23 protein-coding genes are annotated in these 21493 nt (G+C 66.4%); 13 read left to right on the top strand and 10 right to left on the bottom strand.

What is annotated here, in order from left to right; all coding sequences use genetic code 11:
* Positions 1 to 9 precede the first annotated feature (9 nt).
* Both kynA and kynU read right to left on the bottom strand, forming a co-directional pair.
* Positions 10 to 849, bottom strand: a complete 840-nt coding sequence (kynA, locus tag QW845_RS13035; protein WP_315801975.1) for a tryptophan 2,3-dioxygenase — start codon at positions 847 to 849, stop codon at positions 10 to 12.
* Positions 846 to 2039: a kynureninase gene (gene kynU / locus QW845_RS13030; protein WP_315801974.1), complete on the bottom strand. Its 1194-nt coding sequence runs from the start codon at positions 2037 to 2039 to the stop codon at positions 846 to 848. The genes kynA and kynU overlap by 4 nt, the downstream gene beginning before the upstream one ends.
* Positions 2040 to 2279: 240 nt before the next feature.
* Between kynU and QW845_RS13025 the strand changes: the two genes are divergently transcribed.
* Positions 2280 to 2684: a DUF4864 domain-containing protein gene (locus QW845_RS13025; protein ID WP_315801973.1), complete on the top strand. Its 405-nt coding sequence runs from the start codon at positions 2280 to 2282 to the stop codon at positions 2682 to 2684.
* 11 nt (positions 2685 to 2695) lie between these two features.
* Here QW845_RS13025 and QW845_RS13020 read toward each other — a convergent pair whose 3' ends face one another.
* The 4 genes from QW845_RS13020 to QW845_RS13005 form a co-directional block, all read right to left on the bottom strand.
* Complete coding sequence (locus QW845_RS13020; RefSeq protein WP_315801972.1) at positions 2696 to 3091, bottom strand: thioesterase family protein; 396 nt, start codon at positions 3089 to 3091, stop codon at positions 2696 to 2698.
* Between the two features lie 196 nt (positions 3092 to 3287).
* Positions 3288 to 3557 (bottom strand): tautomerase family protein, encoded by a 270-nt coding sequence (locus QW845_RS13015; RefSeq protein WP_315802170.1) that lies wholly within the window; start codon positions 3555 to 3557, stop codon positions 3288 to 3290.
* 68 nt (positions 3558 to 3625) lie between these two features.
* A complete protein-coding gene (gene hisS, locus QW845_RS13010; RefSeq protein ID WP_315801971.1) occupies positions 3626 to 5164 on the bottom strand; it encodes a histidine--tRNA ligase in 1539 nt (512 codons plus the stop codon).
* 350 nt (positions 5165 to 5514) lie between these two features.
* Complete coding sequence (locus tag QW845_RS13005) at positions 5515 to 6594, bottom strand: branched-chain amino acid aminotransferase (RefSeq protein WP_315801970.1); 1080 nt, start codon at positions 6592 to 6594, stop codon at positions 5515 to 5517.
* A gap of 346 nt (positions 6595 to 6940) precedes the next feature.
* On the opposite strand from QW845_RS13005, the gene QW845_RS13000 reads away from it, so the two are divergent.
* The 3 genes from QW845_RS13000 (at position 6941) to QW845_RS12990 (ending at position 9759) form a co-directional block, all read left to right on the top strand.
* Positions 6941 to 7489 carry a MarR family winged helix-turn-helix transcriptional regulator gene (locus tag QW845_RS13000; protein ID WP_315801969.1) on the top strand — a complete coding sequence of 183 codons (549 nt, stop codon included), beginning with the start codon at positions 6941 to 6943 and terminating at the stop codon, positions 7487 to 7489.
* A complete protein-coding gene (locus QW845_RS12995; protein WP_315801968.1) occupies positions 7486 to 8217 on the top strand; it encodes a response regulator transcription factor in 732 nt (243 codons plus the stop codon). Before QW845_RS13000 ends, QW845_RS12995 begins: the two co-directional genes overlap by 4 nt.
* A gap of 153 nt (positions 8218 to 8370) precedes the next feature.
* The gene (locus tag QW845_RS12990) at positions 8371 to 9759 is read left to right on the top strand and encodes an ATP-binding protein (RefSeq protein ID WP_315801967.1); all 1389 of its coding nucleotides are present in this window, start codon (positions 8371 to 8373) and stop codon (positions 9757 to 9759) included.
* Positions 9760 to 9773: 14 nt separating this feature from the next.
* Here QW845_RS12990 and QW845_RS12985 read toward each other — a convergent pair whose 3' ends face one another.
* Positions 9774 to 10757 carry a VOC family protein gene (locus tag QW845_RS12985; protein ID WP_315801966.1) on the bottom strand — a complete coding sequence of 328 codons (984 nt, stop codon included), beginning with the start codon at positions 10755 to 10757 and terminating at the stop codon, positions 9774 to 9776.
* Positions 10758 to 10897: 140 nt separating this feature from the next.
* Here QW845_RS12985 and QW845_RS12980 point away from each other — a divergent pair, with 140 nt between their 5' ends.
* The 5 genes from QW845_RS12980 (at position 10898) to QW845_RS12960 (ending at position 16464) form a co-directional block, all read left to right on the top strand.
* Entirely contained in the window at positions 10898 to 11689 is a 792-nt protein-coding gene (locus tag QW845_RS12980) for a DNA-binding transcriptional regulator (protein WP_315801965.1), read from the top strand.
* A 69-nt stretch (positions 11690 to 11758) separates the two neighbouring features.
* On the top strand, positions 11759 to 13282 hold the full coding sequence (locus QW845_RS12975) for a bifunctional 3-(3-hydroxy-phenyl)propionate/3-hydroxycinnamic acid hydroxylase (RefSeq protein WP_315801964.1): 1524 nt from the start codon (positions 11759 to 11761) through the stop codon (positions 13280 to 13282).
* A gap of 31 nt (positions 13283 to 13313) precedes the next feature.
* A complete protein-coding gene (locus QW845_RS12970) occupies positions 13314 to 14165 on the top strand; it encodes a fumarylacetoacetate hydrolase family protein (protein WP_315801963.1) in 852 nt (283 codons plus the stop codon).
* 82 nt (positions 14166 to 14247) lie between these two features.
* Positions 14248 to 15453 (top strand): ABC transporter substrate-binding protein, encoded by a 1206-nt coding sequence (locus tag QW845_RS12965; protein ID WP_315801962.1) that lies wholly within the window; start codon positions 14248 to 14250, stop codon positions 15451 to 15453.
* Positions 15454 to 15471: 18 nt separating this feature from the next.
* Entirely contained in the window at positions 15472 to 16464 is a 993-nt protein-coding gene (locus QW845_RS12960) for an NAD(P)H-quinone oxidoreductase (protein ID WP_315801961.1), read from the top strand.
* 46 nt (positions 16465 to 16510) lie between these two features.
* On the opposite strand, the gene QW845_RS12955 is transcribed toward QW845_RS12960, so the two are convergent.
* Positions 16511 to 17059 carry a DUF3617 domain-containing protein gene (locus tag QW845_RS12955; protein ID WP_315801960.1) on the bottom strand — a complete coding sequence of 183 codons (549 nt, stop codon included), beginning with the start codon at positions 17057 to 17059 and terminating at the stop codon, positions 16511 to 16513.
* 83 nt (positions 17060 to 17142) lie between these two features.
* Positions 17143 to 17448, bottom strand: coding sequence for a hypothetical protein (locus tag QW845_RS12950; RefSeq protein WP_315802169.1), 306 nt, complete (start codon positions 17446 to 17448; stop codon positions 17143 to 17145).
* A gap of 168 nt (positions 17449 to 17616) precedes the next feature.
* Between QW845_RS12950 and QW845_RS12945 the strand changes: the two genes are divergently transcribed.
* The 4 genes from QW845_RS12945 to QW845_RS12930 all read left to right on the top strand — a co-directional run bounded on the left by QW845_RS12945 (position 17617) and on the right by QW845_RS12930 (position 20377).
* Positions 17617 to 18075: a hypothetical protein gene (locus QW845_RS12945; protein WP_315801959.1), complete on the top strand. Its 459-nt coding sequence runs from the start codon at positions 17617 to 17619 to the stop codon at positions 18073 to 18075.
* A 132-nt stretch (positions 18076 to 18207) separates the two neighbouring features.
* Positions 18208 to 18912 carry a ribonuclease T2 gene (locus tag QW845_RS12940; protein ID WP_315801958.1) on the top strand — a complete coding sequence of 235 codons (705 nt, stop codon included), beginning with the start codon at positions 18208 to 18210 and terminating at the stop codon, positions 18910 to 18912.
* 136 nt (positions 18913 to 19048) lie between these two features.
* A complete protein-coding gene (locus QW845_RS12935) occupies positions 19049 to 19909 on the top strand; it encodes a 23S rRNA (adenine(2030)-N(6))-methyltransferase RlmJ (RefSeq protein WP_315801957.1) in 861 nt (286 codons plus the stop codon).
* 252 nt (positions 19910 to 20161) lie between these two features.
* Positions 20162 to 20377, top strand: a complete 216-nt coding sequence (locus tag QW845_RS12930; protein ID WP_006612991.1) for a cold-shock protein — start codon at positions 20162 to 20164, stop codon at positions 20375 to 20377.
* Between the two features lie 248 nt (positions 20378 to 20625).
* Here QW845_RS12930 and QW845_RS12925 read toward each other — a convergent pair whose 3' ends face one another.
* Positions 20626 to 21261: a porin family protein gene (locus QW845_RS12925; protein WP_315713602.1), complete on the bottom strand. Its 636-nt coding sequence runs from the start codon at positions 21259 to 21261 to the stop codon at positions 20626 to 20628.
* Positions 21262 to 21493 lie beyond the last annotated feature (232 nt).

Below are 21493 nucleotides of genomic sequence, written 5' to 3'. Positions count from 1 at the left end.
CGCGATGGCTCAGAGGCCGGTGCGCAGCTTCCAGAGTTCGGGGAACAGCACGATCTCCAGCATCTTGCGCAGATAGTTGACGCCTGACGTGCCGCCGGTGCCGGTCTTGAAGCCGATGATGCGCTCCACCGTGGTGACGTGATTGAAGCGCCACCGGCGGAAATAGTCCTCGAAGTCGACCAGCTTCTCGGCGAGCTCATACAGCTCCCAATGCCGCTGCGGATCGCGATAGACGCTGGTCCAGGCGGCCGCGACCTCCGGGCTCTCGGCGCGGGTGCCGCGCCAGTCGGTGCGCTGCCCGTCGATGCCGATGAAGAAGCCGCGCCGTGCCAAGAGCCGCAGTGCTTCGTCATACAGGCTGGGCTTCGCCAGGATCGCCTCCAGCTCGGCGGTCAGCTCCGGATGATGCGCATGCGGGCGCAGCATCGCCAGATTGCGGTTGCCGAGCAGGAATTCGATCGAGCGATACTGGAACGACTGGAAGCCGGAGGACTCGCCGAGCTTGTCGCGGAACAGCGTGTACTCGCTCGGCGTCATCGTGCGCAGCACGTCCCAGGCGCCGTTGAGCTGCTCGAAGATGCGCGACACTCTTGTCAGCATCTTGAACGCCGGCTGCACGTCGTCCCGGGCGATCGCCGCCATGGCGGCCTTGATCTCGTGGATCGCGAGCTTCATCCACAATTCCGAGGTCTGGTGCTGGATGATGAACAGGAGCTCGTCGTGCGCCGACGACAGCGGCGCCTGCGCATCGAGCAGGCGATCCAGCATCAGATAGTCGCCATAGGACATCCGTCCCTTGAAGTTCATCCGCGCCCCCTCGGTGGCGGGATCGTAGGGCGCGCTGCTCACGTCACGAGCTCCTTCTGGCGATACTCGGGCTTGTCCCACAGCTTGTCGGCAAGCACCTCTTCGAGAATGTCGACGGCGCCGCGCACCTCGCTCTCGCCGATGTAGAGCGGCGTGAAGCCGAAGCGCAGCGCGTCGGGCGCGCGGAAATCGCCGATCACGCCGCGCGCGATCAGCGCCCGCATGATCGCATAGCCGTCCGGATGGCGGAACGACACCTGGCTGCCGCGGCGCGACGCATCGCGCGGCGAGGCCAGTGTCAGCGACGGACAGCGCCTCTCGACCTCGGCGATGAACAATTCCGACAGCGCGATGGAGGCTTTGCGCACGTCCTGCATCGACACGCCGTCCCAGGCGTCGAGCGCGGCATCCAGCGCGGCCAATGCGATGATCGGCGGCGTGCCGATGCGCATCCGCTCGATGCCGCCGCCGGGGCGATAATCGAGATCGAAGGCGAACGGCGCCTCGTGGCCCATCCAGCCGGACAGCGCCGGCGGCGCGATGTCTGCGTAACGCGGCGCGACATAGATGAAAGCCGGCGCGCCGGGACCGCCATTGAGATATTTGTAGGTGCAGCCGACCGCAAAGTCGGCCTCCGCGCCGGCGAGATCGACCGGCACCGCGCCGGCGGAATGCGCGAGGTCCCATACCGTGAGCGCGCCGGCCGCGTGCGCCTTTGCCGTCAGCACCCTCATGTCGTGCATGCGGCCGGTGCGGTAGTCGACCTCTGTCAGCATCAGCACCGCGACGCTGTCGTCGATCGCAGCCTCGACCTGCTCCGGCTCGACCACCTTCAAGGTGGCGCGGTCGCCGAGCATGCGGACCAGGCCCTGCGCCATGTAGAGATCGGACGGAAAATTGCCGCTGTCGGACAGGATCACGCGACGGCCCGGATTGAGCGACAGCGCCGCGGCCAGCGCCTGATACACCTTGATCGAGAGCGTATCGCCCATCACGACCGTGCCGGGCGTGGCCCCAATCAGCCGCGCGATACGGTCGCCGACGCGGCGCGGCTGCACCATCCATCCCGCGCTATTCCAGCCGCGGATCAGCTCCCGTCCCCACTCAGCCTCGATCATCCGGGCAACGCGGGCGGGCACGGCGGACGGCAGCGCGCCGAGCGAATTGCCGTCGAGATAGATGACCCCGTCAGGGATCGTGAAGAGCGATCGAGTCGTGGAAAAATCGGTCATGCGGCTCCTGCTTCGTTCACGGCCTGAATGCATGATTCGCGCCGGATCAGGCCAGATCAAGCCGATCCGATCGCGACCGGCACCGCGCGGGCCGCATGGCTCGCGAAGACGTGACGATGGCGACACAGTCCAGCCGGCCGATCGCCGCCGGCCCGCGACATTGACGCGCGACGGCAGGCTTGTCATGCGCTGTCCATGGCGCATGATGGATCGACCCGACCTGCCGATGGAGGACATGATATGCGCATTCTGATGCCGCTCGTCCTGCTGCTGTCACTGTTGGCCCACCCCGCCGCCGCGGCGGACGCCAGCGCGGCGCAGAGCGTCATTCGCGCCCAGGAACAGGCCCTGGCGCGCGACGACGGCGCGACCGCCTATGCCCAGGCCGCGCCGGAAATCCAGGCGCTGTTTCCGAGCGTCGAGATCTTCATGAGCATGGTCAAGAGCGGCTACCCGCCGGTCTATCGCCATCGCAGCTTCGAATTCGGCGCCGCCGAGGTCGAGGACGGCAGCGTCGCACAGCGCGTCCACATCATCGATGCCGAAGGCGAGGCGTGGGACGCGCTGTACACGTTGCAGACCCAGCCCGACGGCAGCCTCAGGATCACCGGCTGCTCGCTGTTGAAGACGGGCCAGTCGGTCTAGCGCGGAGCGGTTTAGGTCACGCCGAACCGCTTCTTGAACTGCGCGACATTGATGAGGCCGCGACCGTGGCGGCCGTCGCCGATCTTCACCTCGCCATGATACGCCTCGACCGAGAAGCGGATGACGCGGCGCTCGACCTCGATCACCTCGGCAACCGTGCGAATGGTGGCGCCGACCGGCGACGCCGCGAGATGGCGGACGTTGACCTCGGTGCCGACCGTCACCCAGCCCGGCGGCAGCACCGGGTTGATGGCGTCGCCCGATGTCATCTCCATCTCCAGGATCATCATCGGCGTCGCATAGACCATGGGCATATGAGGAACAAAGTGCCCCACGGTGCGCTCCGGCGGCACCACCAGCAGGCGCTCGGCGCGCATGCCCGGTTTGATGATCTCACGTGCGTCCATGATGGCTCCAAGTTCAGATGTCGTCCCGGACAAGCTGCGACGCGCGTCAGTGCGGCGTAGTGCCGATCCGGGACCCATACGCCGCGGCGGTCGTGATGAGCAAAAGGCCAACGACCAGCATGCCTCAAACCGCTTCCTGGGGCTGTGGTCCCTGGGCCGCGCGCAATTGCGCGCCGAGCAGGGACGACAGCAGCGCCTACTTCTTCTGCTCGGCCAGACGTTCGACGAAGGTCTTGCCGCCCTTCATCTTGTGCGTCAACGGCGCCTCGTTGATCTGGATCACCACCGCTTCCGGATCGACGCCGAGATGCGTCACCAGGGCCTTGGTGATGTCACGCATCATGTTGGCCTTCTGCTCGTCGGTGCGGCCGGCGGCCATGCTCACTGTGATCTCGGGCATTCGTTGCTCCCTGTTAGTTAGTCCTGTCCCAAGCCTGTCATTGCCGGGCTTGCCCCGGCAATCCATCATTCTGAAATGAAAGGCCGTCGTGAAGCGATGGATACGCGGGTCAAGCCCGCGCATGTCGGGTCTTGTTACCCCCAGCTCACGTCGTGGCGCGCGAGCACCTCGCGGACACCGGCGACGAGTTCGTCCTCCTTGGCTGAGAACTGCGCCGGGCGGCTCTCGCGCCATTCCTGGTTGGAGGCGATCGCGGCCGCCGCCTTGGCGCCCTCGATCAGGTCCTTGATCTGCACCTCGCCGCGCGCCTTCTCGTCCGAGCCCTGGATGATCACGCAGGGTGCGTTGCGGCGGTCGGCATATTTGAGCTGGTTGCCCATGTTCTTGGGATTGCCGAGATAGAGCTCGGCGCGGATGCCGTGATTGCGCAAGGTCGACACCATCTTCTGATAGTCGGCGACGCGGTCGCGGTCGAACACCGTGACGACGACGGGGCCGAAAGCCGGCCGCGTGTCGAGCTTGCCGAGCAGGGTCAGCGCCGCCTGCAGCCGCGACACGCCGATCGAAAACCCGGTCGCCGGCACCGGCTCGCCGCGGAAACGCGAGACCAGCCCGTCATAACGACCACCGCCGCCGACCGAGCCGAAGCGCACGGGACGGCCCTTCTCGTCCTTGGTCTCGAGCAGGAGTTCGACTTCGTAGACCGGGCCGGTGTAGTATTCGAGACCGCGGACGACTGTCGGATCAATTCGAATCCGATCGGATTCGTATCCGGCAGATCTCACTAGGGGCTCGAACTGCTCAATCAGCTCATTCAGGGCATCATCGTACAGCAGGTGGCCAAGACCCCCATGCGGATCAGGGACGCCGCCGGTTTCTGCCGTGTTCTGATCTAGAATCCGCTTAAGCTCGCCGAGGCTAGAAGCCGTTACAACCGACATCAGCAAGTTTATATGCTTAGGTTCTAGGCCTGCGCCTTTGGTAAAGTCGCCGCTCTCGTCCTTTCTCCCTTGGCCCAGCAATTCCCGGACGCCTTCATCCCCCAGCCGGTCGAGTTTATCGATCGCCCGAAGCACCGTGAGTCGTCGACCGGCGTTCTCGGCTCCGAGAAGACCAATCGATTCGAGTAGCCCGTCGAGAATCTTGCGATTATTCACCTTCACGACATACGAGCCGCGCGCAATGCCGAGCGCCTCCATCGTATCGGCCGCCATCATGCACATCTCGGCGTCGGCCGCCGGCGATCCGGAGCCGACGGTGTCGGCGTCGAACTGCATGAACTGACGGAAGCGGCCGGGTCCCGGCTTCTCGTTGCGGAAGACGTAGCCGGCGCGATAGCTGCGATACGGCTTCGGCAACGCGTCGAAATTCTCGGCGACGTAGCGCGCCAGCGGCGCGGTCAGGTCGTAGCGCAGCGAGATCCACTGCTCGTCGTCGTCCTGGAACGAGAACACGCCCTCGTTCGGACGGTCCTGGTCGGGCAGGAACTTGCCGAGCGCGTCGGTGTATTCGAACGCCGGCGTCTCCACCGGCTCGAAGCCGTAGCGCTCATAGACGGCGCGGATCTTCTCGACCATCTCGCGCGTCGCCGCGATCGCCGCGGGGCCGCGATCCTCGAGCCCGCGCGGCAGCCGCGCCTTCAGCTTCTGGGGTTTCTTGGGTTTGTCGGACATCGGACTCGACACGTAGGGTGGGCAAAGCGCAGCGTGCCCACCATGGGCTGATAAACGTCGCAGCGGTGGGCACGGCCCGCTATCGCGGTCCTAGGCCCACCCTACGGGATGGAATGCGTTGTCGGGGTTGGTAGCAGCCGCGACGGGGTGCGGCAACCCGCGGGAGGCCGGCGTGCACCTCGCCCATATCAGTGAGAGCCAAACTCCCTCAGCCCATGCGGTGCGCCCCCCTCCCCCTTGCGGGGAGGGGTTGGGGGTGGGGGTCCACACGGGCAGTCTTTGCTGGGACCCCCACCCCCAACCCCTCCCCGCAAGGGGGAGGGGAGTCGACCGCCCGTGCGGCGACAGCCCTACTTCACGTCCCGGATCCAGTTGTGCGGATCCGCGCTGCGGCCGTACTGGATGTCGACCAGCTGCTTGCGCAGGCCCATGGCGACCGGGCCGGCCTCGCCGCCGTTGATCAGGACATCGCCGCTCGCCGAGCACACCTTGCCGATCGGGGAGATCACCGCGGCGGTGCCGCAGGCGAACGCCTCCTTCAGCTTGCCGCTCTTGGCATCCGCCCGCCACTGGTCGATCGAATAGGCCTCCTCGCGCACCTCGCGGCCGGCGTCGCGCGCCAGCGCGATCAGGGAGTCGCGGGTGATACCCGGCAGGATGGTGCCGAGCGGCGGCGTCGACAGCGAGCCATCGTCGAACACGAAGAACACGTTCATGCCGCCGAGCTCCTCGACATAGCGGCGCTCGATCGCATCCAGGAACACGACCTGGTCGCAGCCATGGGTGATCGCCTCGGCCTGCGCCTTGAGGCTCGCGGCATAATTGCCGCCGCACTTCACGCCGCCGGTGCCGCCGACGGCGGCGCGGGTGTAGTTCTCCGAGACCCAGATCGAGACCGGCGCCGGGCCGCCCTTGAAATAGGAGCCGACCGGCGAGGCGATCACCGCGAAGATGTATTCCGCCGACGGCTTCACGCCGAGGAACACCTCGCTGGCGATCATGAACGGACGCAGATAGAGGCTGCCCTCGCCGCCCGGGATCCAGGCGCGATCGATTTGAACCAGCCGCTCGACCGCCTCGATGAAGACCTCCGGCGGCAGCTGCGCCATCGCCATGCGCTCGGCCGAATTCCAGAACCGCTTGGCATTGGCGTCGGGGCGGAACAGGTTCACGCCGCCATCATCGCGCTTGTAGGCCTTGAGGCCCTCGAAGATCTCCTGCGCATAGTGCAGGACGGCCGCCGCCGGATCGAGCGGGAAGTTGGCGCGGGATTCGACCCGCGCGCTGTGCCAGCCCTTGTCCTGGCTGTACTGGACCACGGCCATGTGGTCGGTGAACACCCGGCCGAAGCCCGGGTTGGCGAGCCTGGCAGCGCGCTCCTGGTCGGAGGTCGGGTTTGTCGTCGGCTTGATGTCGAATGTCAAAGTCATGTCCTTGCTTCCCCCGCTCTGATCGCCATTCGCGAGTTCTGGGGCCGACCCGTCCGATCGGGCCAGTCGGCTTCTTGAATTTCGGACCTGCCGCGACCGGCTTTGGGCCGGTCCCCGGGCAAGCATGCCACCACAGGACATGCTTTTGCGCCCGGCGGAAGTCCAGTATGGTTTGCCGAAATGCCGCTCGACATCACACGGTTGTTCGATACGTCGCCCAAGGATGCCCGTCGGGGTTGCCTACGGCCCGTTCAGACACGCCTGGAGACCATCGCCCGCCGATGAAACGATCTAAAATTTCGTAGCGGACGATTGTTTTGTAACATTGAACCGCAGAAACGTCAATATGGCTGACATAAATTTCTCGTCCCCGACGTTGAGCCCCGAGCTGCGCGCGGCTGAGCCCTCCGCCGCCGCCGGCGAGCCGCTGCGCTGGGACATCATCGAGCTCCTGTTCTTCGCCTATCGCGACTTCGTCGGCGATGCCGACCACGAGCTGGAGGCGTTCGGCTTCGGCCGCGCGCATCACCGCGTGATGCATTTCGTCACACGCTATCCCGGCCTGAAGGTCGCCGATCTGCTCGACGTTCTCCGCATCACCAAGCAGTCGCTCGGACGCGTGCTCAAGCAGCTGCTGGACGAAGGCTACATCGTGCAGAAGACCGGCAACAACGACCGCCGGCAGCGCCTTCTTTTCGCCACGCCGAAGGGCGAGGCGCTGGTCGCCAAGCTGGCCGGGCTGCAGACGCGGCGCATCGACCGCGCGCTGGAGCAGATCGGGCCTGCTGGCGCCGAGAAGGTCCGGCAGTTCCTGCGCGCGATGATCGATCGCGACGATCCGGACAAGGTGCTGGAAGCCATCTTCAAGACGCCTGTCGCCGCTGCCAAGGAGTGACCGTGACGATCGCCGCCATCGCACCGCATCATCAGCAGACGCCGGCCGACGACGCACCGCATCTCCTGCTCGTCGACGACGACCGCCGCATCCGCGATCTGCTGTCTCGCTTCCTGCGCGGCGAAGGCTATCGCGTCACCACGGCGGCGAGCGCGAGCGACGCCCGCGCCAAGCTGACGGGGCTGCATTTCGATCTGCTGATCCTCGACGTGATGATGCCCGGCGAAAGCGGCTTCGACCTCGCCCGCTTCATCCGCACGCAATCCTCGGTGCCGATCGTGATGCTGACCGCGCGGGCCGAGCCGGAGAGCCGCATCGAGGGCCTGCAGCTCGGCGCCGACGACTACGTCGCAAAACCGTTCGAGCCGAGAGAGCTCGCGCTGCGCATCGGCAACATCCTCAAGCGAGCCGCGCCGCCTCCGGCGGAAGAGGTCGTCGAGCAGATCGGGTTCGGCCCGTTCGTCTACCATCTGGCGCGCGGCGAGCTGAAGCAGGGCGAGGAGATCGTCCACCTCACCGACCGCGAGCGCGAGATGCTGCGCATCCTTGCCAATGCCCGCGGCGAGACCGTGCCGCGCGGCGCGCTGACCGGCAACGGCACCGTCAACGAGCGCGCCGTCGACGTCCAGATCAACCGCCTGCGCCGCAAGCTGGAGAGCGATCCGGCCAACCCGCTGTTCCTGCAGGCCGTGCGCGGCATCGGCTACCGGCTGATGGTGACGGGGTGAGATGAGAGTTCCGGACAATCGCTCCGAGACGTGTGCGTTTGCTCTCTCAGCGTCCTTGCGAGCGAAACGAAGCATTCCAGAGTCCCGCGATGACCCTGGATTGCTTCGTTTCGCTCGCAATGACGGCAGCGCCACCCGTGAGAGCAGATCAGCATGACCACGCTCGACACCGGCCTCACCCTCATCCGCACCGCATCCCGCCGCGTGTCGCGCGCCAACAGCATCGTCGGCAATGCGTTCAAGGGCTGGATGCCGACCGGCCTGTATGCGCGGGCGCTGCTGATCATGATCGTGCCGATGGTGATCCTGCAGACGGTGGTCGCGGGCGTGTTCATGGAGCGGCACTGGAACACGGTGACGCGACGCCTCTCCGCCGCCGTGGTGCAGGACGTCGCCGCGCTGATCGACATCTACAAGGGCTATCCGCAGGACAAGGACCGCACCATGCTGCGCCGGATCGCGCAGCAGCGGCTCAATCTCGTGGTCGACTTCCTGCCGGCCGGCGACATGCCGCCGCCGGGGCCGAAGCCGTTCTTCAACCTGCTCGACCAGTCGCTGTCGAGCCAGATCGGCCGTCAGATCAGCCGTCCGTTCTGGATCGACACCGTCGGCCGCTCCAACCTGGTCGAGATCCGCATCGCGCTCGATGACGCCGTGATGCGCGTATTCGCGCAGCGCGGCGCGGCCTATGCGTCGAACACCGACATCTTCCTGTTCTGGATGGTCGGCACGTCGTCGATCCTGCTGATCGTCTCGGTGCTGTTCCTGCGCAACCAGATCAAGCCGATCCTGCGCCTTGCCGATGCGGCCGAGAGTTTCGGCAAGGGCCGCGAGGTGCCGAACTTCCGGCCGCGCGGCGCGCGCGAGGTGCGGCGCGCGGCGCACGCCTTCCTGGAGATGAAGGCGCGCATCGAGCGCACGCTCGAGCAGCGCACGGCGATGCTGGCCGGCGTCAGCCACGATCTGCGCACCATCCTGACGCGCTTCAAGCTCGAGCTGGCGCTGCTCGGTGACAGCCCCGAGATCGACGCCATGCGCAAGGACGTCGACGAGATGTCGCACATGCTGGAGGACTATCTCGCCTTCGCGCGCGGCGACAATGGCGAGATCGCGCAGCCGACCGACATCTCCAACGCGCTCGAGGAGCTGCGCAGCGACGCCGAGCGCAACGGCCATTCCGCCACGGTGTCGTTCCACGGCCTGCCGGTGGTGACCGTGAAGCCGCAGGCGCTGAAGCGCTGCCTCGGCAATCTCGTCTCCAACGCCGCCCGCCATGCCGACGCGATCGCCATCACCGGCCATCGCGACCACCGCTACCTCACCATCACCGTCGACGATGACGGCCCGGGCATTCCCGCCCACATGCGCGAGGAGGTGTTCAAGCCGTTCCTGCGCCTCGACGATGCGCGCAACCAGGACGAAGGCGGCACCGGCCTCGGCCTTGCCATCGCGCGCGACATCGCGCGCTCCCATGGTGGCGACATCACGCTGGGTGACAGCCCGATGGGCGGCCTGCGCGCGAGCGTGCGGATCCCGGTGTAGATCGCCGGCTCAGCTCATTCCTGCGCGATCACCGCGTCGAGCCACGCGCAGTTCAGCGGCGGAACGCGCGGGTCGGGAACGCGGACGCCGCGTGCGGCGGCGGACAGCCGCATGTCGCGCATGCGCTTGCGCGGCTCGTCAGGCAAGTACAAGCGCTCGTGTCCCCACAATGACGGGCCATCGAAGGTCTCGTGCGGCCGCCAGGTCGCGGGATCGATCACCCGGCCGCCCCAGCCATATTCGATGAAGAAGCCGGAGGGGGTGTTGACGTAGAACGAGGTCATGTGGTCGTTGGTGTGACGTCCCAGCGTGTAGGCTACGCGCCCGTCCTCGAGCTGCGCCAGATCGTAGCCCTGGCCGACGTCGTCGAGACTGCCGAGCTCCACCATGAAATGATGCAGTGTGCGGCGGCCGGAGCCGACCATCGCGAAGCTGTGGTGGCGACCGTTGACGTGGAAGAAATAGAGCTTGTACGGCGTCAGGCCGAAGTCGGACACCTGGAAGCCGAGCAGGTCGCGATAGAACCGCAGCAGCGGCTCGACGTCCTCGACGTTGAGCACGACGTGTCCCATGCCGAGCGGCCCGGTGCGAAAACCGGAGATCGGACGTCCCGGCCTGAAGGGATCCGAGGCGACGGCCGCCCCCCAGAACACCTCGATCGTGTTGCCGGCGGGATCCTGAAAGCAGATCAGCTCGGTGACATGACGCTCATCGGCCAGCGCCTGCGAACCACGGGCCACCTTCACGCCGTTGTCGTCGAGACGGCTGGCCAGGCGCGTGAGCGCGGCGCCGTCGCCGACCTCCCAGCCCATGACGGCGAGCCCGCCGTCGCCGCTGCCATCGACGATCAGCCGCTGCTTGCGATCGTCCATCCGATAGGCCTGCACGCTGGCCGCGCGATCCACGCGCTGCATCCCGAGGAGTTCGGTCGCCATGCGTCCCCACTGCTCCGCCTGGGACGACCTGATGCCGATGTAACCGAGCGCCGTTATTTCCATCTTGTTTTCTCCCGAAAGGCGCGGGCGGAATTTCGTATCAGCTCCGCGCGGTCCCGCAGTAGACTGCCGCCCCTGCATCCGGCTCGCGTTCTCAAGACGGTATCGGCGGACGGAAATGAAGACCAGGGAGGATTTTCCAAGTGTCCAAGCAACGGACGCGATCTCCGCAAGCCCGTCCTGCGGAGGGTGTCCGCGCCTTCAAGCGGGGCCTCGACGTGCTGCGCGCGGTCAATCGGTCCGGCGGCATTCGCGCCGGCGACGTCGCCCGCCAGCTCGATCTGCCGCGGCCCACGGTCTATCGGTTGCTCGAAACACTCGAGGAACTCGGCTATGTCGCGCGCAGCGCCAGCGACGACCGCTTCCGGGTGACGCGCCACGCGCTGAGCCTCGGAGACGGCTATGATCCCGGCATCTTCATCTGCCAGGTCGCCGTGCCCTATCTCGCCGAGCTCAGCCGCAGCCTGATCTGGCCGGTCGATCTGTCGACTTATGAGAACGGCGCGATGGTCATCCAGGAGACCACGCATGCGCGCAGCCCGCTCTCGATCGATCGCAGCATGATCGGCAAGCGCCTGCCGATGCTGCAGACCTCGGCCGGCCGGGCCTATCTCGCCGCTTGCCCACCCGCCGAGCGGGACATCATCATCAACCACCTGCGACGCATCGAGGATGCCGAGGACGCTTCCTTCCTCGCGCCCGAGCGGCTGCAGCGCATGATGAATGAAACGTCTCAGCGCGGCTATGCAATCCGCAACGAGGGCGAGTTCAATCCGAAGACGTCATCGATCGCGGTGCCGATCGTGCGGGGCGACGTCGTGTTCGGCTGCATGTCGATCATCTGGATCCGCTCCGCCATGACCCTGGAGGAGGCTGTCGCCCAGTACGCGGCGCCATTGCGCGACGCCGCAGCCGCGATCCCCGTCCAGGCCTGAGCGTCCGCTGGGCGGACAGTTCGTGACCGCGCCTTGAAGGTGCGAGGCGGTTGCGGAACAGATGCGACCATGAGCAACATGGCCGCACACTCCGGAAGCTTCGACGTCGTCATCGTCGGTCGCGGGCCCATCGGCTCGACGCTCGCCAACCTGCTCGGCCTGTGCGGCATCCGCACCCTGGTCCTGGAGCGCGAAGCCAAGGCTTATCACTTGCCGCGCGCAGTGCATTTCGATGACGAATGCATGCGCGTGTTCCAGACCATCGGTCTCGCCGACGCCATCCTGCCCCACATCACTTTAAGTCCCGGGATGCGCTTCGTCGATGCGGAGGGACGGTTGCTGCTGGACTGGCCGCGCCCCAGCGCGCCGACAGCGATGGGCTGGAATCTGAGCTACCGCTTTCACCAGCCCGATCTCGAAGCCGTGCTCAACAATGGCCTGGAGCGCTGGCCTCATGTCGAGCTGCGCACGCGCTGCGATGTGTTCGCGCTGGAGCAGAACCAGGACGGCGCCCGCGTTCGCTATGAGGATCTCGCCACGGGCCAGCTGGTCGATATCTCCTGCGCTTATGTGGTCGGCTGCGACGGAGCACGCTCGCTGGTGCGGCGCTTCATCGGCTCGGCGCTGGACGATCTCGGCTTCCACGAGCGCTGGCTGGTCTGCGACGTGCGGCTGAGCGAGGAACGGCCCGACCTCGGCGATTTCAGCGTCCAGCACTGCAACAAGCAGCGTCCCGCGACCTACATTCGCGGCACCGGCAACCGCCGACGCTGGGAAATCACGGTTCAGCCTGACGAAGACGCCGCCGAGATCACGCGGCCGGCGCGCGTGTGGGAGCTGCTCTCGCCCTGGCTCCGGCCCGCAGAGGCCGAGATCGAACGCGCCGCTGTCTACACCTTCCACTCAGCGGTGGCGCAGCAATGGCGTAGCGGACGGTTGCTGCTCGCAGGTGATTCCGCGCATCAGACCCCGCCGTTCCTTGGCCAAGGCATGTGTGCCGGCATTCGCGATGCAGCCAACCTCGCGTGGAAGCTGGCCCATGTGATCGCCGGCAAGGCAACGCCTGATCTTCTCGACACCTATCAAAGCGAGCGCGCGCCGCATGTACGCGAGTTCATCGAGCTCGCGATCCGGCTGGGCGGACTCATCAACACCAAGGCGGTCGAGTCGGCGCTCGCGACCGGCACGGCACAGGGCGACGGCCAGCTCAAGCTCGACGTGCAGAAGCCGCTGCTCGGCCCGGGCCTGGCCTGCGGCGATCGCAGCATGACCGGAAAGCCGGCGCCGCAATTCCGCAGCCGCGATCTCGGCCGCAGCGACGACCGCATCGGTTATCGCTTCGCGCTGTTGTGCCGGTCAGGACTCGGTGCCGCAGTGATCGAGCAGCATCATGCCCGCCTGACGGCCGCTGACGTCGCCGTCATCTGCGGCGAGGAAGCTGGCGGCCTCGACGGCTGGCTCGATCAGCACGGCTTCGACGCCGTGCTGATGCGCCCCGACCGCTACATCCTGGGCGCTGTCCGCACGGGCGAAGATCCCGCGGCGCTGTTGTCAAGCCTCGCCTTCCTCACACCGCTGCCGAACGCGGCCTGAGCGTTTCCGTTCCTTTTGAGAGGGTTCACGTATGAAGCTGGTTTCCTTTGTCATCGACGGTCGTGCCGGCTACGGCGCAGTGAAAAGCGACGGTGTCGTCGACCTCGGCCGGCGGCTGTCGTCGAAGAGCCTGCGCGCGCTGCTTGAGGCCCATGCGCTCGGCGACGCCGCCGCGCTGCTCGCCTCCGAACCGGCCGACTATCCGCTCGACGCGATCGCCTTCGCGCCCGTCATTCCCGATCCCGGCAAGATCATCTGCGTCGGCCTGAACTATCGCGACCACGTCGCCGAGACCGGGCGAACCGTCACCGAGAAGCCGGCGCTGTTCGCGCGCTTTCCGACCAGCCAGGTGGGACATCTGCAACCGATCGTTCGCCCTGGTGTCTCCGATCATTTCGACTACGAGGGCGAGCTCGCGCTCGTGATCGGGACAGCCGGCCGGCATGTCCGGCGCGAGGACGCGCTCACGCACATCGCCGGCTATTCCTGCTACAATGAAGGCAGCATCCGCGACTGGCAGCGCCATACGTCGCAATTCCTGTCGGGCAAGACCTTCGACCAGTCCGGCGCGTTCGGCCCCTGGCTCGTCACCGCCGACGAAATTCCCGACCCGTCCAGGCTGACGCTGCAGACCCGCCTCAATGGCGAGACCGTGCAGCGGACCACCACGGACCTGCTCATCACCGACGTGCCTGATCTGATCGTCTATTGCTCGGAGATCATGACCTTGCTGCCGGGCGACGTGATCGTCACCGGCACGCCGGGAGGCGTCGGCTTCAAGCGCACCCCGCCACTGTTCATGAAGCCCGGCGATACGGTCGAGGTCGAGATCTCGGGCATCGGCGTACTGCGCAATCCCGTGGCCGCCGAACCGGCGGCCTGACGTCTCCGCCTCGCGGAACCGCGCGGCGCACCAACCAAACACGACATAACAAACAAAGTCGTTGAATCCGGGGAGGATCATCATGTCGCGACGTCTCACAGCGGGCATCGCCGCGCTGTTGCTGCTTGCAGGCTCATCCGCGCAGGCGGACATCAAAGGGAAAGCCATCCGGATTGGCGTGCTCACCGACATGACCGGCATCTTTGCGACCGCGATGGGGCCCGGCTCGGTGGAAGCGGCACGGATGGCCGCAGAGGAATTCGGCGGCAACATCAACGGCAGGCCGATCGAGATCCTTCAGGCGGACCACCAGAACAAGCCGGATATCGCGGTCGCGATCGCCCGGCGCTGGTTCGAACAGGACGGCGTGCAGGCGATCGCGGACGGCGGCAGCTCCGGCGCGGCGCTCGGCGTCCAGGAGCTGGTGCGCAGCAACGGCAGGATCTTCCTCGTCTCGGGGGCCGGCGCCAACCAGCTCACCGACGAGGCGTGCGCGCCGACCTCGGTGCAATGGACGCACGACGCCTATTCGACCGCCACCGCCGTCGTCTCGGGCATCATGCAGACCAGCAAGGAGCCGTGGTTCTTCATCACCGGCGACTATGCGTTCGGCCATTCGGTCGAGGCGACCGCGCGCGCCCGCATCGCCGAGCTCGGCGGCACGGTCGCCGGCAGCGTCAAGGCGCAGCTCGGCACGCCGGATTACGGCTCGTTCCTGTTGCAGGCCCAGGCCTCCGGCGCCAAGATCCTGGCGCTCAACGTCGCCGGCGACAATGCCACCGCCATCAAGCAGGCCGAGGAATTCGGGCTTGCGGCCCAGGGGATGAAGATCGTGCCGATGTCGTTCCAGAACGTCGACATCGAAGCCATCGGCCTCAAGGCGACGCAGGGCGATCTCATCGTCACCAGCTTCTTCGAGGACGCCTCCCCCGCCGCGCGCCGCTTCTCCGACGCGTTCTACGCGCGCCGCAAGGCGATGCCGTCACAGATCCAGGCCGGGGTTTATTCGGCCGTGCGGCACTATCTGCAGGCGGTGAAGGATGCGGACAGCGACGACGGCGCAACGGTGATGGCGAAGATGAAATCCACACCGGTCTCGGACGCCTATGCGGACCACGGTCAGATCCGCGACGACCAGCGCATGGTGCACGACCTGTACCTCGTCCAGGTCAAGACTCCCGCCGAATCGAAGGGCCCCTGGGACTTCGTCAAGCTGGTGACGAAGATCGCCCCCGATCAGGCGTTTCGTCCGCTCGACCGCAGCAAGTGCGGCCTGGTCGGCAAGTGAGCACATGAGCGACCACACATGATTCCGGACGATCAGCGCGCCGTCATCATCACCGCCGCGGGCGGCCCGGAGGTCCTGTCGGAGCGACAGGACTGGCCGGTCCCGCGGCTCGGCCCCGACGACGTCCTGATCGAGGTCGCCGCCGCCGGCATCAACCGTCACGACTGCAACCAGCGCGCTGCCGGGCCGTCGCGGGAGCCCAATCCCATACCGGGATTGGAAGCCTCGGGGCGCATCGTGGCCTGCGGCGCCGACGTTTCCCCGGAACGGCTGGGTCAAGCGGTGATGGCGCTGACCGACGGCGGCTCATACGCGCAATACGTCGCCACCGATCAGCATCTTGCGCTGGACCTGCCGAGCAGCCTCGACTGGATCCAAGGCGCCGCCCTGCCCGAGGCGCTGTTCACGACCTGGTTCAACTTCTTCGAGCTGATGCGCATGGCGCCCGGCGAGACCACCCTGATTCACGGCGGCAGCAGCGGCGTCGGCACGATCGCGATCCAGCTGCTGCGCGCGCTGGGACATCCCGTCATGGCCACCGCCGGCACCGCGGAGAAGCGCGCCCTGGCACTCAGGCTCGGCTGCAGCGCCGTGTTCGACTATGCCGATCCCGATCTCGCCGAGCAGATCCGCGCGGCGACGGGGACGCGCGGGGTCGACTGCATCCTCGACACCTCCGCCGGCGCTCACATCGCCCAGGACCTTGCGGCGCTCGCGATGGGCGGACGGATCGCCCAGCTCTCGGCTGGACAGGGCAAGGAGCTGGCGGTGCCGCTGCGCAGCCTGATGGTGCGCCGGGCCAGCATCACCGGCGCGTTCCTGCGGTCGACGTCGCTCGATCTCAAGCGGCGGATCGCGACCGAGCTGCGGCAGCGGATCTGGCCTCTTCTCGGAACGGCCATTCGGCCGCACATCGACAGCACCTATCGCCTGTCCGAGGCGGCCGATGCGCATGCCCGCATGGAGACGGGCCGGCACATCGGGAAGATCGTGCTTTGCGTCCGCGAATGAGCGACGATCCACGTCGCTGCGCCCATCACGCGCAACGAGCGCCCGCCTACTGCTTCACGCCCGGGATCAGGGCCTTCAGCTTGGCCATGTCCTTGACGTTCATCTTCATGCCGCCGGGCATCACGATGTCCCCGGGCTTCTGGTCGGGCTTGCAGGCGCCGAGCCACTTGGCCTCGATCGTCATCGCGGTGTCCTTCACCCCGGTGCCGGCGGCGCCGCCCGTGACGCGCGACATCGTCTTCACCGTATAGGCCGAGTTGAAATCGCCCGTGATGTCGGCATGCGACGTCGTATTGATGCCGCCGAAATTGCAGACCGAATCGGAGACGTAGCCGGTCGCGGTCTTCTGGATGTCCTGCTTGGAGCAGACCTGCTGCGCCATCGGAGAGGCGAAGTTGTTCATCTCCTTGTCGGTGGCCGCGTCGGTGCAGTGCTGAATCGTCGCCTCCGGCAGCTGACCACCGGATCTGATCATCTTCAGCTCCCACAGGCCGGCCTTGCGCACCGGCAGGTCGACGGCCCGAGCCTCATGGCTCGCGGTCACGCCCAGAAGGCAGCAGGCCAACAGCCCGATTGCGATGCGTGTGCAGGTCATGTGCCCCCGTTCCGGCTCGTTGATCGATGCCAGAGCGAATGCCGCCAAAAGATGGCAATTAGGAGAACGGTGTTGATGGAAGGTCAGTAGAGCGTCCGCAGCGGCCGCTGCGCCGAGCCGTACGGTACCCAGCGGCAGGAGAACGAGACGTAGCCGCCGTAGCGCGCATCGACGGCGCTGAACTTCGCGACCTTGCCGTAGGAGGCGCAATGGTCGACCGCGAGCTGGCGCGCATCGGTGGTCTGGGCCAGCTGATAGGCGATGATGCCGCCGGTGTCGTTACCCTTGAAGGGCGGCACCACGTCGGCCTGGGCGGACGCGGCAACCAGAACCATCCCAGCGGCCACGAGGCCTGCAGTCTTCACGAATCCGGCCATCAGCGTCCGCATTGCATTCTCCTCGATCTGGCCTGCCATTCTAAAGGTCCCGTGCGGTCAAGAAAAGAACACCGGCCCCGGGTTAACAGGACTAATCGTGGAGTGTTGCCGCGTTGCACTTGACCTCCTGTGGCCACCGCGGCACGGTCCACGCTCCCGGATCAGCCTTGCGGACGGCCCATGCGCGACTTCAGCTCAGCTTTCAAGACGTTCGGTGCCGCATGCGGCGCGCTGCTCGCGGTCGCCACCGCGCCGGCCCAGGCGGCCAACCCGCTCGAGATGAACTTCTGGCTGTCCGGTCCGAAATATGACGGCCGGGTCGCGCCTTGCGAGGCGGCCATTCCGACCATCGTCTCGCGATTCCAGGACAAGGAGAGCACCTTCTGGAATTCCTCGCTGACGATTACCGGCGTCGCCAATGTCCATGAGATCGCCTTCCGGCCCTGGCAGTCCGACAACATCCCGCGCCGCTTCTGCACCGGCAGCGTGATGATCAGCGACGGCAAGGCGCGCACCGTCAACTTCTCAATCATCGAGGATGGCGGCTTCGCCGGCTATGACCAGGGCGTCGAGTTCTGCGTCGTCGGCCTCGATCGCAACTGGGCCTTCAATCCGGCCTGCCGCGCCGCCAAGCCCTGATTCGCCTTTCCCGGCGCATCGCCCGCTCGCGCGAGCGGCCGGCTGACCAATGGCTGCCTCGGGGCAGCCATTTTTGTTCTTGAAATGTTCCCGCGCACTGGTAGGCTCCTGGCATTGTCCGGGGAGTATGCCATGTTCGATTGCCTGCGCCGACCTGCCGTCCTGTTGTCCAGAACGATCGCCTGCTTTGCCCTCTTGCTCGGGGTGCTCGCGGCTGGCTCCGCCGCGGCGCAGGACCGGCGCCAGAACGCGCCGGGCGCGTTCGACTTCTACGTTCTCTCGTTGTCGTGGTCGCCCTCGTACTGTGCCGAGGCCGAGGAGCGCGGCGGCCGCGGCAGCCGGTCCCAACAGTGCAGCGGCCGACCCTACTCGTTCGTCGTGCACGGGCTGTGGCCGCAATACGAGAACGGCTACCCTGAATATTGCGAGCAGCCGGCGCCGCGCCTGCCGCGCAACATCATGACCTCGATGCTCGACCTGATGCCGGCGCCGGGCCTGATCTACAACGAGTGGGACAAGCACGGCACCTGCGCCGGCATGTCGGCGAAGGCCTATTTCGAAGCCATCCGCAAGGCGCGGGCCGCCATCAAGATCCCGCCGGAATTTCTCGATCTCGCGGAAGCCAAGACAGTGGCGCCGGCGGCGGTTGAGGAAGCCTTCATCAAGGCCAACCCCAAGCTCACGACATCGGGCATTGCCGTCACCTGCAATCGCACCCGGCTGAGCGAGGTCCGGATCTGCCTGTCGAAGGACCTCGAGTTTCGCAATTGCGACGAGATCGACCGCCAGGCCTGCCGGCGCGACGAGGTCAACATGCCGCCGGTCCGCGGCGGCTAGCGACTGCGAATCGGGCGACCGCAGCGCGTCGGCCTGCGGCGCCTGTTGCGGCGGCGCTGATCCGCGGCTCTCCGAAAGGGCATGCGGCGCATCGACGGGGTACCCTTTTGACACGGAACGGCGTAACCCGGACGGCATGAACTACCGACACGCCTTTCACGCCGGCGGCTTCGCCGACGTCATCAAGCACATCGTGCTGACGCGCATCCTGGTCTACCTCCAGGAGAAGCCCGCTGCATTCCGGGTGATCGACACCCATGCCGGCGCTGGCCTGTACGATCTCACCGGCGACGAGGCCACCCGCAGCGGCGAGTTCCTCACCGGCATTGCCCGCCTGCTGCAGGCGCGGCTGTCGGATCAGGTCTATGCGCTGGTCCAGCCCTATCTGGATATCGTCCGATCGTTCAATCCGACGGCCGAGCTCGTCGCCTATCCCGGCTCGCCGCTGATCGCGCGCGCGCTGCTGCGGCCGCAGGACCGCATGACCCTGTGCGAGCTGGCGCCGATCCCCCGCAAGCAGCTGATCGATCAGTTGCGCCGCGACACCCAGGCCCGCGTCGTCGATCTCGACGGCTGGGTCGCCCTGCCCGCCTTCGTGCCGCCGAACGAGCGCCGGGGCGTGGTGCTGATCGATCCGGCGTTCGAGGCGAAGGATGAGTTCGAGCGGCTCGCCGACCGCTTTGCCGCGGCCTTCGCGAAATGGACCACTGGTATCTACGTGCTTTGGTACCCCGCCAAGAGCCGGCGCGCGACGGAAGAGCTGAGCGATCGCGTCGCGGCGCTCGCGGCCGCGGCCAAGCCGCCCGGCAAGGTGCTGCGGATCGAGTTCAGTGTTGCGCCGCAAATCGAAGGCGAGGCGCTGACCTCGACCGGACTGCTGATCGTCAACCCGCCCTGGACATTGCATGACGAGCTGAAGCTCATCCTGCAGGAACTGCAGAAGCCGCTCGGCCAGGGCGGCGCGGCGCGCTTCCGAATCGAATTCCCCAAAGCTTGAAACGGCTACTGGTCGAAAAGCCGTAGTCAATCGGCGCGGAACCGTATTATTATGTCCGATTGTAAGACTGGCTTTACGTTCCGCTTCCGCGAATGGTTGCGGCGGGGTGATCAAGGCCTAACAAGATCCGGCGATCCGGCGCGGCGAGCGCTGGGCGTTAAGGTGGCCAACGCTTTCCGATCAAAGTGATGTCCGGTCGGACGCTGCGCAGGGCGCGCAGTGGAGGAAGCATTGCGGGGGAGGAGTTTCCCGATGGCCATGACTGGGACGGTCAAGTTCTTCAACGGTGAACGCGGCTACGGCTTCATCAAGCCGGACGACGGTGGACGCGACGTGTTCGTGCACATCACGGCGGTGGAGCGCGCGGGCCTGAAGGACCTGACCGAAGGACAGCGGATCAGCTTCGAGGTCGAGCCGGACAAGAAGGGCAAGGGCCCGAAAGCGGTGAACCTGGTGCTATCGTCTTAGGACGAGCCCGCCTGGCGGTCATTCACGCGCCGGCGTGATTGCAACCGGACGCGCCTCGACGCCAACTCTTCGTTGGTTTGGAAGCTGTCGGCAGCGCCTGTGTGCGTGCACAGCATTGCCGGCTCGTACGTGCAGGCCGCGCGCGATGATGCACGATTGCACGGAGCGCTCCGACAAAAAAATCCCGGCCGCGCGAGCGGCCGGGAGGTTGTTGTTGGACGTTTCTTCTTCCTATTCCCTCGTTGCCATCAGAAGTGGAAGTTGATGCCTGCGCGCACAATTCCAAACCGATAGTCGTTCTTCGCCCCCGTGATCACGAAATTGCTGCTGTCGAGATCGACGTAGAGATACTCGATCTTGGCGGTCCAGTTCTGCGCCAGGCCGAACTCGGTGCCGGCGCCGAGCGTCCAGCCCACCGTGGTGTGCGATTCCGAAAGACCGAAGGTCTCGGCGCGCAGGCCGCCAAAGGCGAGGCCGCCGGTGCCGTAGAACAGGATGTTGTTGAAGGCGTAGCCGGCGCGGCCGCGCAAGGTGCCGAACCACGGGTTGGAGAACTTCCAAGGCGCGAAGGTGTCGTTGGCGCCGGTCAGGTTGATGTCGCCCTCGGCGCCGAACACCCACGGGCCGTTCTGCCAATTGTAGCCCGCGGTCAGGCCGCCGGTGAGACCGGACGGCTTGGTCGGGTTGTTGCCGACGGTGCCCCACTCATAGCCCAGCGTGCCGCCGAGATAGGGGCCGGCCCAGCTGTAGGCGTTGAGGGGCTGGTTGACGGTGTAGGGCGCGCCGCGCCCGTAGCCGAGGTCCGCCGCCTGCGCCGAGACCGATCCGAGAGCCGCCGCGCCCAAGCCCGCCGCGGCGGCAGCACCGACCAAGAACCTGTTCATCGCTCACTCCACGCCACTCGCCGTCACCCGCCGGAGCATGCGCCGCGCGACTGTGCTGCGCGGGCCGGCGTGGTTACGGAACTCTCGCTTCTTTCGTGAGCATTTATCGAGAGTTTTAGGTTAAGCCGTTGTTAAGCCGGGTTACCCGGCCATTAACGTGCTTAACGGAGCGTTACCGCCCTGCCCTGTGCATGGCGCGATCGCAAGCTGGCGAGACGGCGCGGCAGCGCTT

This window comes from Bradyrhizobium sp. SZCCHNS3002 (genome assembly GCF_032377435.1).
Classification (GTDB): domain Bacteria; phylum Pseudomonadota; class Alphaproteobacteria; order Rhizobiales; family Xanthobacteraceae; genus Bradyrhizobium.
This window is presented reverse-complemented; position numbering and strand designations above follow the sequence as displayed.

Excerpts from the sequence above, each read along its gene's own strand:
- kynU (WP_315801974.1), bottom strand. The coding sequence starts at position 2,039 with ATGACCGATTTTTCCACGACTCGATCGCTCTTCACGATCCCTGACGGG.
- QW845_RS13025 (WP_315801973.1), top strand. The coding sequence starts at position 2,280 with ATGCGCATTCTGATGCCGCTCGTCCTGCTGCTGTCACTGTTGGCCCAC.
- QW845_RS13020 (WP_315801972.1), bottom strand. The coding sequence starts at position 3,091 with ATGGACGCACGTGAGATCATCAAACCGGGCATGCGCGCCGAGCGCCTG.
- QW845_RS13015 (WP_315802170.1), bottom strand. The coding sequence starts at position 3,557 with ATGGATTGCCGGGGCAAGCCCGGCAATGACAGGCTTGGGACAGGACTA.
- hisS (WP_315801971.1), bottom strand. The coding sequence starts at position 5,164 with ATGTCCGACAAACCCAAGAAACCCCAGAAGCTGAAGGCGCGGCTGCCG.
- QW845_RS13005 (WP_315801970.1), bottom strand. The coding sequence starts at position 6,594 with ATGACTTTGACATTCGACATCAAGCCGACGACAAACCCGACCTCCGAC.
- QW845_RS13000 (WP_315801969.1), top strand. The coding sequence starts at position 6,941 with ATGGCTGACATAAATTTCTCGTCCCCGACGTTGAGCCCCGAGCTGCGC.
- QW845_RS12990 (WP_315801967.1), top strand. The coding sequence starts at position 8,371 with ATGACCACGCTCGACACCGGCCTCACCCTCATCCGCACCGCATCCCGC.
- QW845_RS12985 (WP_315801966.1), bottom strand. The coding sequence starts at position 10,757 with ATGGAAATAACGGCGCTCGGTTACATCGGCATCAGGTCGTCCCAGGCG.
- QW845_RS12975 (WP_315801964.1), top strand. The coding sequence starts at position 11,759 with ATGAGCAACATGGCCGCACACTCCGGAAGCTTCGACGTCGTCATCGTC.
- QW845_RS12970 (WP_315801963.1), top strand. The coding sequence starts at position 13,314 with ATGAAGCTGGTTTCCTTTGTCATCGACGGTCGTGCCGGCTACGGCGCA.
- QW845_RS12965 (WP_315801962.1), top strand. The coding sequence starts at position 14,248 with ATGTCGCGACGTCTCACAGCGGGCATCGCCGCGCTGTTGCTGCTTGCA.
- QW845_RS12960 (WP_315801961.1), top strand. The coding sequence starts at position 15,472 with ATGATTCCGGACGATCAGCGCGCCGTCATCATCACCGCCGCGGGCGGC.
- QW845_RS12955 (WP_315801960.1), bottom strand. The coding sequence starts at position 17,059 with ATGACCTGCACACGCATCGCAATCGGGCTGTTGGCCTGCTGCCTTCTG.
- QW845_RS12950 (WP_315802169.1), bottom strand. The coding sequence starts at position 17,448 with ATGCGGACGCTGATGGCCGGATTCGTGAAGACTGCAGGCCTCGTGGCC.
- QW845_RS12945 (WP_315801959.1), top strand. The coding sequence starts at position 17,617 with ATGCGCGACTTCAGCTCAGCTTTCAAGACGTTCGGTGCCGCATGCGGC.
- QW845_RS12940 (WP_315801958.1), top strand. The coding sequence starts at position 18,208 with ATGTTCGATTGCCTGCGCCGACCTGCCGTCCTGTTGTCCAGAACGATC.
- QW845_RS12935 (WP_315801957.1), top strand. The coding sequence starts at position 19,049 with ATGAACTACCGACACGCCTTTCACGCCGGCGGCTTCGCCGACGTCATC.
- QW845_RS12930 (WP_006612991.1), top strand. The coding sequence starts at position 20,162 with ATGGCCATGACTGGGACGGTCAAGTTCTTCAACGGTGAACGCGGCTAC.
- QW845_RS12925 (WP_315713602.1), bottom strand. The coding sequence starts at position 21,261 with ATGAACAGGTTCTTGGTCGGTGCTGCCGCCGCGGCGGGCTTGGGCGCG.